This is a genomic window from Paenibacillus sp. FSL R5-0486 (assembly GCF_037975155.1).
In the GTDB taxonomy this organism is placed as follows: Bacteria; Bacillota; Bacilli; order Paenibacillales; family Paenibacillaceae; genus Paenibacillus; species Paenibacillus amylolyticus.
The window spans coordinates 4,367,127-4,379,192 of record NZ_CP150237.1 but is presented as its reverse complement, the minus strand read 5'-3'; the positions used below and the strand labels follow the sequence as shown (position 1 = coordinate 4,379,192).

Below are 12,066 nucleotides of genomic sequence, written 5' to 3'. Positions count from 1 at the left end.
CGTTCATATAATTGAATAACATTCATCCAACGATGGCGTGTTACTGTTCGGCAGGCAAGACCTAGATTGGGTGGGAAGAGTTTCTCTTTTCCTACCCTTTTTAGGTCTTTTTTTGTTCCCATCAAGAAACGGAGGTGCACCATGAATTACAAACAATTAGCCCAATCGATTATGGAGCTGGTCGGTGGCAATGATAATATCAACACGTTAATTCATTGCTCTACCAGGCTCAGACTTACCCTGAAGAATCCGGATATGGCGAAGACCCAAGAAATTAAGAGCCTTGATGGTGTTATTGGCGCAGTGAATAGCGGCGGACAATATCAGGTTATTATCGGTAATGACGTCGCGTACGTCTACAATGAACTTGCCAAGATGATGGATACTCGGCAATCAAACGAAATTCAGGAGAAACAAAAAGCGGATTATAGCCCCAAAGGACTGTTTAATACTTTTGCCAGTGTCATTGCAGGCATTTTCCAACCTATTATCCCAGCCATTGCTGCCTCGGGCATGCTTAAGGCACTTTTGCTACTGGCGACCGTGACCGGCCTGATGTCTAAAGAGAGCCAGACATATACCGTTTTGAGTGTCATGTCTGATGCTGCCTTTTACTTTCTTCCGATTCTACTGGCCTATTCCAGTGCAAATAGATTTAAAACGAACCCCTTTGTTGCCGTTCTGTTTGGTGGAATCATGTTACACCCGAATATGATTGGTCTACTTGGCGGTGAAGATCCGGTGTCCTTTATTGGCATACCTGTTGCATCCGTTCAATATGCGACATCCGTGGTACCGATTATTTTAACGGTCTGGTTCATGTCTTACATTGAAAAGTTCGCGGACAAGATCTCACCAGGACCAGTCAAAATTTTCCTTAAACCTTTGATTGTTATTCTCATTGTTGCTCCAGTTGCCCTGATTGTACTTGGACCTCTGGGGATGTATCTCGGAACGGGAATGTCCAACCTGATCTATTGGATTCAGGATAAGATTGGATGGTTGACCGTTGTCATTATGGCTATACTGATGCCTCTGATTGTCATGTTCGGTATGCATAAAGTATTTTATCCCATTATTTTCGCAGCCTTGGCTTCACCTGGATATGAAACACTGGTGCTGGTCGCGATGCTGGCATCCAATATGGCGCAGGGAGCAGGCGCACTGGCGGTGTCATTCAAAACCAAAGACATCAAGCTGAAACAAGTCGCTTTGTCTGCAGGAATTTCAGGTGTATTCGGTATCACGGAACCTGCTCTCTACGGTGTACATTTAAGGCTCAAGAAAACGCTGTTTGCCTGCATGATCGGCGCCGGAGTCGCTGGGTTGTTCGCAGGTATTGTGAATCTCAAGGCATATGCTGCCGTGGGTCCGGGGATTGCATCTATGCCTATGTTTATCAGTGAAGATCATATGAATATTATCTATGCGATCATTACCATGCTGATCTCTGCCATTGTCGCGTTTGTCGCTGTATATGTCATTGGATTTCAGGATGTTGTTCCAACAGCAGTGTCGATAGCAGGCAGTCCTACAAACAAAGCGAGAGGCGAATCTGAAATCCAGCCATCCAAAGGGATCAAATCGAAAAAGATCGTTTTTGCTCCATTGGAAGGTAAAGTTCTGCCATTAAGAGAGGTGAAGGACGAGGCCTTCTCGCAAGAAGCCATGGGACAAGGTATGGCCATTCAGCCAAGTGTTGGCAAGGTGTTTGCCCCGTTTGATGGTACCGTTGAGACGGTGTTCCGCACTAAACATTCCATCGGTCTGAGATCGGTAGAAGGTGTAGAAATTCTGATTCATGTCGGATTGGATACGGTGAAACTGAAAGGCCAGCATTTTGATGTAAAAGTGAATGAAGGAGAACAGATCTCTCATGGTCAACTCCTGATTGAATTTGATCTTGAAGCTATACAAGCCGCAGGTTATGACACGACGACCCCTGTAATTGTGACCAATTCATCAGATTATCTGGAGATACTGGGCAATGAAACTGCGGCGACAACAGGACCGGGGAAACCATTAATTACGGTGTTATAACTCGCTGAAATATGAATGAAAGGCAGGCTGCCTGATATGGAAGTCATAAAAATATTGAATTCGAGCATTGTTCTTGCCAGACGTGGTGAGGATGACAAGGAAATTATTGTGATGGGAAAGGGCATCGGCTACAGGAGCAAACCGGGAGATGTCGTAGGGGAGGATGAGATCGAGAAGATCTATGTCCTTGAAAATGAAACGATCTCTTCGGATCTCACCGCCCTGATGAAGGAAACGCCAAAAGAATATCTGATTCTGGCTGATGAAATCATCTCCCACGCCAAACATACATTGTCCCGCCATCTGAGTGATCATCTCTATGTCTCATTAACAGATCACCTGTATATGGCCATGAAGCGATTCAAGGACAATATGACGATCCAGAACCGAATGTTGTGGGAAGTGAAAAAGTTCTATCCGCAGGAGTTCAGTATCGGGTTGCATGGCCTGTCTCTCATTCAAAAACAGCTTGGACTCTCCCTACCTGAAGAGGAAGCGGCGAATATTGCCTTTCATCTCGTTAATGCGCAGCAGAATGATGACAATATGAATCAGGTCATGATGATGACCAATACCGTCAAGGATGTACTCAATATTATCAAAATTCACTATCAAGTGGAGCTGGATACACACAGCATCAACTATTCACGCTTTTTGACCCATTTGCAGTTTTTCATTCAACGACTTTTTGAACATAAAACATTAAACACGCAGGATCATGAGCTCTTTGAGCAGATCGCGAATAAATATCCGCAGGAAGAAGCCTGCGTACTGCTAATCAAGGATTATATTGAAGCCCGCTTTGAACATACGATCTCCAATGAAGAGATGATGTATTTGATTATTCATATCAATCGGGTCATGAGTCGCAATTGAGCAAGAATGAAAGAGTCACAGAGATAATCCAAGGAGGAATACACAATGACCAATACAACAAGAACGTTTCCAGAAGAATTTCTATGGGGAGGAGCGATTGCTGCCAATCAGGCAGAAGGAGCGTGGAATGTGGATGGCAAAGGTCTGTCTACAGCTGACATTGCTATCTATCGAAAAGGTGTAGCCAAGAGTGAGTATAAAAAACATAATGCGATCAATGAAGAACAGATCAAAACTGCGATGGAGTCTACCTCGGACAGAGAATATCCGAAACGCAGAGGCATTGATTTTTACCACCGCTATGAGGAGGATCTGGCCCTGTTTGGGGAGATGGGTCTCAAAACGTTGCGACTATCCATTGCATGGACCCGAATTTTCCCTAATGGCAACGAAACTGAGCCGAATGAAGCCGGGTTGCAGTTCTATGACCGTGTTATTGATGGCATGCTGAAACAAGGGATCGAACCCTTGATTACGTTATCGCATTATGAAATGCCGATGTATCTGGTGAATCACCATGGTGGATGGACGGATCGGAAAGTCGTCGAGTATTTTGTTCACTTTTGCAAAACCGTGTTTACCCGTTATAAGGACAAAGTGAAGTATTGGATTACATTTAATGAAATTGACAGCATTGTTCGTCATCCGTTTACGAGTGGTGGTATTGTTCCGGAGCGATTCGAAAATGTGGAGCAGGCCGTATATCAGGGGTTGCACCATCAATTTGTAGCGAGTGCGCTCGCAGTGAAATACTGTCATGAGATCATTCCCGGTTCCCAGATCGGATGTATGCTTACCAAACTGACAACATACGCTCATACATGTAATCCCGAAGACGTACTCGTTGCTTCCCGGGATAATCAATTCAATCTTATGTTTACGGACGTACAGGTGCGGGGAGCGTATCCATACTTTACGAAGAGATTTTTTGCCGAAAAAGGGATTAACCTGGATATGCTTGAGGGGGATGAAGAGATTCTGAAAGTACACACTGTGGACTTTATCTCAATCAGTTATTATATGTCCCTGGTATCAAGTGTGGATGGCGACCGATTGGAGCAGGTGAGTGGCAATACAACTGGAGGGGTGAAGAACCCGTATCTGCAAACGAATGATTGGGGCTGGCAGATTGACCCGGTAGGTCTGCGCATCTCACTAAATGAACTGTACAGCCGTTACGAGGTGCCTTTGTTTATCGTTGAGAATGGAATTGGAGCGGTAGACACGATTGAAGCTGATGGTAGCATTCAGGATGATTATCGTATTGATTATTTCCGCTCTCACATTGAACAGATGCATGAGGCGATTCTGGACGGTGTTGAACTGCTGGGCTATACCAGTTGGGGAGTGATTGACCTGATAAGTTATTCTTCTTCAGAGATGGAGAAACGATATGGCTTTATTTATGTAGATCAGGATAATGACGGCAATGGAACACTGGAGAGAAAACGCAAGAAGAGTTTCTATTGGTACAAAGATGTGATTGCGAATAACGGTTTGTAATACAGTAGTCGGACAAGTACTCTCTATAGAAGGCGTTGATATGATAATTTTCATTTCATAACAGAAACTAGCAAAGCAGCTCTGGATTCAGGGCTGTTTTTTATGTTCTAGATAAAAAGCATTGACAGCGAAGCAGCGGAAACGTAGTATAAGACTTATCTGATAATGATAATTGTTATCAATTAAAACCTCTGCGATGAGCAGTGGTTTATTTGTCTTTCTCACATTATAGGTTAAACCTATTACATCTATAGATATTATATCTTGGAACAATGAAGGACGGGGTGATATATTTATGTCATTCAAGAGCTTCACTTTTTAAAGAAAACACGAGGCTCTTCCAAGGACCGAACTTATAATGAGGTGAAAATGATGAGTAAAAAAACGATGTTTGAGAAAATTTGGGAAAATCACGTAATTCATCAAGAAGAAGGCAAACCAAGCATTCTGTATATCGATCTGCATCTGGTGCACGAAGTAACTTCTCCACAGGCATTTGAAGGCCTTCGTCTCAGCGGACGTAAAGTTCGTCGCCCTGAACTGACATTTGCGACAATGGACCACAACGTTCCAACGAAAGACCGTTTCAACATTACAGATCCTATCTCCAAACAACAAATTGATACACTTTCGCAAAACTGCCGTGATTTCGGCGTGAAATTGTATGATCTGGACACGATTGATCAAGGCGTTGTACACGTTATGGGACCTGAACTGGGTCTGACTCACCCGGGTAAAACGATTGTATGTGGTGACAGTCATACGTCCACACACGGTGCGTTTGGCGCACTGGCATTCGGAATCGGAACAAGTGAAGTTGAGCACGTTATGGCAACTCAATGTTTGCAACAAGCAAAAGCCAAAACGATGGAAGTTCGTTTTGTCGGCAAACGTAACCCGGGTGTAACCGCAAAAGACATGATCCTCGCAGTCATCGCCAAATACGGTACAGACTTTGCAACAGGTTATGTTATTGAGTACACAGGCGAATCCATCCGTGAGTTGAGCATGGAAGAGCGTATGACGGTCTGCAACATGTCCATCGAAGGTGGAGCAAGAGCGGGATTGATCGCTCCGGATGAAACAACATTTGAATATCTGCGTGGACGTGAATACGTACCAGCGGATGCGAAATTCGATGAAGCTGTAGAAGGTTGGAAACAGCTTGTAACAGATGAAGGTGCCGAGTTCGACCATGTGGTTGAAATTGATGTGGAGACATTGATTCCGCAAGTGACATGGGGAACAAGCCCAGGTATGGGAACCGACATTTCTTCGAAAGTTCCTGTTCCGGCTGAACTGCCTACAGAAAACGAACGTAAAGCGGCTGAAAAAGCGCTTGAATATATGGGACTTGAACCGGGAACACCAATCGCCGAGATTCCAATTGATTATGTATTTATCGGTTCTTGCACCAATGGACGGATCGAAGATCTGCGTGCAGCAGCACAAGTGGCTAAAGGTCACACGGTATCCAGTCAGGTTACAGCAATTGTTGTACCAGGCTCAGGACGTGTTAAAATTCAGGCTGAACAAGAAGGTTTGGATAAAATCTTTACGGAAGCTGGATTTGAATGGCGTGATGCGGGATGCAGTATGTGTCTGGCAATGAACCCGGATGTATTGAAGCCAGGTCAACGTTGTGCTTCGACGTCCAACCGTAACTTTGAAGGACGCCAAGGACGCGGAGGACGTACGCATCTGGTATCTCCGGCAATGGCAGCAGCAGCAGCGGTTAAGGGCCACTTTGTGGACGTACGGGACTGGAATTTCAAAACAGAAGCAGCGATCTAATCTATAACAGACAGAAGGGAGAACGTTTAATATGGAAGAATTCAAAACATTACAAGGCATCGTTGCACCGGTAGACCGGGTCAATGTAGATACAGACGCAATCATTCCGAAACAGTTCCTGAAACGGATTGAACGTACCGGATTTGGACAATTTTTGTTCTATGAATGGCGTTTTGATGAAGAGGGCAACAATAATGCTTCCTTCGAAATGAACAAACCTCGTTATGAAGGGGCATCCATCCTGATCTCACGTGCTAACTTTGGCTGTGGATCTTCCCGTGAGCATGCGCCATGGGCGATTTTGGACTATGGATTCCGTTGTGTCATCGCTCCATCTTATGCAGACATCTTCTATAATAACTGCTTTAAGAACGGAATTTTGCCAATCAAGCTGTCAGAAGAGCAAGTTGAAGACTTGTTCCAACGTACAGCGACACATGAAGGCTATGAGATGAATGTAAATCTGGAAAACAAAACGATTACTGATGCATACGGACTGCATATCGATTTTGATCTGGATGAGCACCGTCGTCAATTCCTGTTGCAAGGATTGGATGATATCGGTCTGACTCTTCAACATGATGATGAGATCGCTGCTTACGAACAACGCCACGCGGCAAAACTGTTCGGTTAATCGTTAAAGTATTGCATAACAGAAAGCTTCTGCCTCGCCAAAGGGACCTTGTTCCCATCGGTGAGACAGAAGCTTTTTGTAATTTCAGAAGCTAAATTAGCTCAATAAGTCAGCTATACATAGAACTCCTGATTTTTCTTGACCGAATACTTCAACAGATACTATAACAGCCGACTAAATAGAGGAACCTAAAAATCGATTACTGAGGTAGCTCCAATGGGTCGTTTTTTGTATTCTGAAAATAGACGTAGATATAACAAGCCAAATGCACGAAATTCACAAGTGACCATACCATAAGCCATATGATTGGAGTTGATAGGGTAGTCCAGATGCCAAACCAAGGCAGCACACGTCCTCCGCCGATAAACGTAACCAAGGGGGACAGAGATAAGAGAATTAGAACCGGGATCAGTCTACCAACCGTGATCATAATCAATTTGCTGATCGTTAGGCGGTGGTTTTTCCGAAGTATGCGAAAATAGACGTAGATGCCCCATGCAAGAGTAGCGATGATCAGTGCAATCATAATCGTTTCCATATTCCGACCGTTTACAAAAGAGGTTTGGGGTTCCTGCCCCCTCATAATGTCCGCTATTCCATCAATAAATGAAGAGTAATTCACATAAGCGTTTATACCAGAATTAAACATTACGGCAATGCCCATTTGCTCGTTCAAATAAACCTGTTCTTCGGACTTGTAGGTCCAGAAAATGCCGCTGTGGGAGATCGTTTGGCCGTTAGACGCATCTTGGTTTGCAAGCCAGCCCATGCCGTACGGACCGATCGCTCCTGAGGCATGATATTGTTTCATCAGCACAGGGGAAACGAGGCGGCCATTATATTGGGAAAGCATCCATAGGGACATGTCCTCTGCGGTTGAAACGATGCCGGCGGGACCCTCAATGAACCAAAGCGGTTCGGATTGACTTATAGCGCGTCCCAAGCTCAGGTAATGTCCTAGCGGGATAGTATTATTCTCATAGAATTGCTGCGTTGTATTGACACTGAAGGTATGATTCATTCCTAACGGTTCAAAAATATGTTTTTTCAGATAATCCGAAAAGCGCTCTCCGCTAACACTGTCCACGAGGTTCGCCAGAAGCACGTAATTGGGATTATGATAGCTGTAGGCTGTTCCGGGGAAATGGGCAAGTTGAACCGTGTTTAATAATTGGTTCGCTTCAGCCAGTGATTGGAATTGCGGAGTCTTTGTCATATCGGGATTAATCTTGTCATTGAGACCACTTGTCTGATTCAGTAAATGACGGACCGTGATATCAAGAACGTGGGGGTCCTGTGGAGAAAGCTCTGGAAAATAGGAAGCGTAAGTCGCATCCAAGTCGATCTGACCCTTGTCCACCAGCTGCAGAACGGCTAATGCAGTAAAGGACTTGCTTAGTGAAGCAATGGGAAAAGGGGTGTTGCCCGTAACCTTCTGGCCGTCCGCCAATGTCCCGTAGCCTTTTGCGTAAAAGACCTCATCGTTATTGGCAATCGCCAGTGAAGCAGCCTTAATGTAATTGGCCTTCATGCTCCGATTCATATATTCGTCGATCTCCTGCAGCACTTCTGTCCTGTCTCTGGCTTCATTGGCGGATAAGGGGGACGCCCACCCGGTACATAACAACAAACAGCTAATTGTGATATACATTCTTTTTTTTAGTTTTAGCATGATAACACTCCTTGAATTCAAGATAAGGAGATGTTATCAGATCATTTTCAACTATTTATCAACTTGGGTCCCAATACTTGCCGTGACGCTTCCACCTCCGTTAGGACCGTTTGCAATCTGAAGACTACCTTCATGTTTTTCGCAAAACACCTTGCAAACGTAAAGGCCCAGCCCGCGATGTTCGCTCGCATCCCATACTTCGCCTCGGTAAAAAGGGAGTATAGCCTTACTCAGGGCTTCGTCAGAGAAACCAGTACCGTCCTCTGAGACGGTAATCTTCATAATGCCTCCCTGAACGTCATAATGGACGTTCACTTGACTGGTTGCGTATCTCGCCCCATTAGCCACTATATTCTCGAAAATCTGCATGACGAGATAGGGATCTACATGTACTGAGGCATTATCATATTCCACGGATGAGACGAAACGTATACCGAACTGTTTCGCGATTTGTTCAGCGCTGCCATCCAGCAAAGCCGTCAATGAAATCGTATCCATCGATTGGATGTTCAACGGCACATCCTCCAGCCTCTGAATGGAGTTCATGGCCTCTGCATAACTCTCCAGACGCAAGATGTGAAGGTTCATAGTATGGATCAAGTCCAGCACCTTTTCTTCCGACAACTTCTTCTCAGGAAGATAGGTGGAGAGAAGCTCGGCGTTTCCTTTTAACACGGACAGGGGTGTTCTCAGATCATGGGCAAAAATAGCATTGATCTGCTTGCGCTCTTCAACCGAACGCCAAAGTGTCTTAAGGTTTTTTTCCAATTGTGAGCGCATGTTTTCAAATAGCGCGATCAGCTCGCCCATCTCATCCTGGCTGTCATAGGAAATGCGGAAGTCTAGATCGTTGGCCGAAATGTTCTTGGATGCTCGTTTTAATAGCTCCAGCGGACGTTTTAGCTTCCATCTGTAAAATAGAACGGCCATGGTGACAATACCAGTCGCTACGGTGAGCAGAACCGCCGTGACGAGGGAGGGCATCACCCAATCCGTTTCTCCGAAACGCAGCCGCAGGTTCTCCGCCCAAGCAAACTCCATAGTTATAACGGCAAGCACGGCAATGAGTGTGACCACACACAACAGCATAAAAGATTGTAGCAAGGACAATCGCTTTAAAAACAGGAGTCTAGTCATGAACTTGGCCATTTGTACCCTACTCCCCAAACGGTCTCGATTTGATTATCACAGCCGTATTCCTTTAATTTGTAGCGAATTCGCCGTATATGCTCTGCGATGACGTTACTGTCACCTTGCTCGTCCATGCCCCAAATCTTTTCGTATATGCGTTCCTTTCCAAACACCATATCAGGATGCGTGGACAGCAATTCGACAATATCAAACTCTTTTTTGGGCAGTGAAATTCGCTTATCCAGGTAGTAGAGCTCCCTGGCCGTATAATCAATGACCAATTCATTGTTAAACCTTACCGAAGATTTAGTTTGGATTCGTTGTTCCCTGCGTATATGTGCTTCGACCCTGGCGCCCAACTCGCGAATGCTGAAAGGTTTCAGGATATAGTCATCGCCTCCGGCACGAAATCCCGCTATTTTATCAGCATCTTCGATTCGAGCCGTTAAGAATAAGATCGGGCAAGAGACAAAGTCGCGAATTTTTTCACATAATTGAAGGCCGTTCTGTTCAGGCATGTTGATATCTAACAAAACGAGATCGGGTTGTTTTTCCACTTTCCGCAGCGCTTCCCTGCTGTCCTTGGCCGTCATCACAGAATATCCGTTAATTTCAAAATAATCAGTCAGTAGCTTTCGAAGATCTGCTTCATCGTCCACGATCAGTATTTTAGGCATCAAGTCTCAATCTCCTGTATTCAAGTATTTGAACTCAGCATAGCAAAAATGGATCAGAAATGTAATTTCCATATGATTTCGGGTACTGGACGAATGGAGAAAGTAACCTTCTTGCCACTCAGTTTCCGACTAAATATGACAACGTTGTAACCGGATGATCAGACAATATCTGATAAACTGATTAGTAGATTATGGAAGGTTACATATTGTCATTGATGTTACGCTGCAGAGTATCAGGTCGGATGTTCAAAAGACAAAAAGAATGGTGGATGAGGTATGAAAAAATGGTCGGCAGCAGTCGTTTTTCTTCTGTTCCTATGTTTATTCCCAATCATGGCCCATGCAGACACCACGCCCTCGATTGTACTCGACGGTGTAACCATTAACCAGCAGACGGGTGCACCTGCAGAGAATATCGGGAAAACGGTCATGGTTCCAATTCGAATTGTATCCGAGAACCTGGGTTATAAGGTGAAGTGGGAGAAGGAAACTCAGTCAGTCCAGGTTCAAAAAGGAAACAGCATGATTCAAATGACGGCTGGCAAAGATGCAGCTACAGTGAATGGAAACGTGGTGAACTTGGATTCGCCCCCACTGATCAAACAGGGAACTACGCTTGTTCCGTTACGCTTTGTTGGGGAAGGTATGGGTCTGCGTGTTGGCTGGGACAATGGAACCAAGACAGTAAGCCTGTTTAGTATTCCTCCCGTAGTTGAAACGGAAGGTGACAGTGACCCCGTCGAGGCACCTGTCCCGGATGGTTTGACAGAGCTTCAAGGCATCAGCTTCAGCGGAGATCGCTTGATTGTAGCAACAAACGGTAATATTAGCCCCAAAGTATCCAGTATTGGTGGGCCAGATCGAATTATTGTTGATCTGCCTTCAGCGACATTTTCTGAGGAATTCATTCAGGGACAAGCCTCTAACCCGGATGGGAGTGGACAGATTCTCGTTACGGATTCATCAATAGTTTCCAAAGTTCGGTATGCCATGTTCAGTAAATCGCCTTCCACCGTGCGTGTCGTTCTGGATCTGAATCAGACGGCTACAGCCAAATGGTCTGTTGGAGATAACAATGTCTTGCTCGTTGACCTGACAGCCACGAGTGGAGAACCGACAAGCCAACCGGCATTACCTACCAATGATGGCAAAACGATTGTGGTCATTGATCCGGGACATGGTGGTCGTCAATCGGGTGCAGTGAGTTTGTCAGGAGCTTATGAGAAGGATTTTAATCTGGCTGTAGGACTGAAGGTACAGGCAACCCTTCAAAAATACCCAAATATTCAAACGGTCATTACACGCCAGGATGATACAGAACTTTCGCTCAAACAGCGTGTGGATATTGCTGAATTGAATCAGGCAGATGTTTTTGTATCCATTCATGGAAACAAATTCACTACACCGGTACCAAACGGCATTGAAACGCTCTATAGTCGTAAAGAAAGCAAAACTTTGGCTGACACTCTTCACAAATATGTGTTGCCGGTAACAGGACTCAAGGATCGTGGGGTTAAAACGGCTAGTCTGCATGTGACGCGTGAAACAACCATGCCTGCTGTGTTACTTGAACTTGGTTTTCTAAGTAACCCTACAGATGAAGCAGTCATGCTCACGGAAGAATACCAGGACAAATGTGCACAGGCGATTGTGGACGGAATTGTTGAATTTTTGGGACTGTAAATTGAATTGTGCGCAAATATGAAGGTTAGGGTATTACGTTGTTTAGAGATGTATAT

General features: G+C 44.9%; 9 protein-coding genes. 6 read left to right on the top strand and 3 right to left on the bottom strand.

Going from position 1 to position 12,066, the window contains the following annotated elements; genetic code table 11:
• Positions 1–141: 141 nt before the first annotated feature.
• The 5 genes from MKY01_RS19385 (at position 142) to leuD (ending at position 6,847) form a co-directional block, all read left to right on the top strand.
• On the top strand, positions 142–2,040 hold the full coding sequence (locus MKY01_RS19385; RefSeq protein WP_100527258.1) for a beta-glucoside-specific PTS transporter subunit IIABC: 1,899 nt from the start codon (positions 142–144) through the stop codon (positions 2,038–2,040).
• Between the two features lie 36 nt (positions 2,041–2,076).
• Positions 2,077–2,916 carry a PRD domain-containing protein gene (locus MKY01_RS19380; RefSeq protein ID WP_282320938.1) on the top strand — a complete coding sequence of 280 codons (840 nt, stop codon included), beginning with the start codon at positions 2,077–2,079 and terminating at the stop codon, positions 2,914–2,916.
• 45 nt (positions 2,917–2,961) lie between these two features.
• Positions 2,962–4,419 carry a glycoside hydrolase family 1 protein gene (locus MKY01_RS19375; RefSeq protein ID WP_282320939.1) on the top strand — a complete coding sequence of 486 codons (1,458 nt, stop codon included), beginning with the start codon at positions 2,962–2,964 and terminating at the stop codon, positions 4,417–4,419.
• 372 nt (positions 4,420–4,791) lie between these two features.
• The gene (gene leuC, locus MKY01_RS19370; RefSeq protein ID WP_036607575.1) at positions 4,792–6,213 is read left to right on the top strand and encodes a 3-isopropylmalate dehydratase large subunit; all 1,422 of its coding nucleotides are present in this window, start codon (positions 4,792–4,794) and stop codon (positions 6,211–6,213) included.
• 31 nt (positions 6,214–6,244) lie between these two features.
• A complete protein-coding gene (leuD, locus tag MKY01_RS19365; protein ID WP_036607574.1) occupies positions 6,245–6,847 on the top strand; it encodes a 3-isopropylmalate dehydratase small subunit in 603 nt (200 codons plus the stop codon).
• A gap of 199 nt (positions 6,848–7,046) precedes the next feature.
• Here leuD and MKY01_RS19360 read toward each other — a convergent pair whose 3' ends face one another.
• The 3 genes from MKY01_RS19360 to MKY01_RS19350 form a co-directional block, all read right to left on the bottom strand.
• Positions 7,047–8,390, bottom strand: a complete 1,344-nt coding sequence (locus tag MKY01_RS19360; RefSeq protein WP_339283210.1) for a serine hydrolase domain-containing protein — start codon at positions 8,388–8,390, stop codon at positions 7,047–7,049.
• A gap of 180 nt (positions 8,391–8,570) precedes the next feature.
• The gene (locus MKY01_RS19355) at positions 8,571–9,668 is read right to left on the bottom strand and encodes an ATP-binding protein (RefSeq protein WP_127549572.1); all 1,098 of its coding nucleotides are present in this window, start codon (positions 9,666–9,668) and stop codon (positions 8,571–8,573) included.
• A complete protein-coding gene (locus MKY01_RS19350) occupies positions 9,653–10,327 on the bottom strand; it encodes a response regulator transcription factor (protein WP_036607568.1) in 675 nt (224 codons plus the stop codon). The genes MKY01_RS19355 and MKY01_RS19350 overlap by 16 nt, the downstream gene beginning before the upstream one ends.
• Before the next feature lie 276 nt (positions 10,328–10,603).
• Here MKY01_RS19350 and MKY01_RS19345 point away from each other — a divergent pair, with 276 nt between their 5' ends.
• A complete protein-coding gene (locus tag MKY01_RS19345) occupies positions 10,604–12,010 on the top strand; it encodes an N-acetylmuramoyl-L-alanine amidase family protein (RefSeq protein WP_339283207.1) in 1,407 nt (468 codons plus the stop codon).
• Positions 12,011–12,066 lie beyond the last annotated feature (56 nt).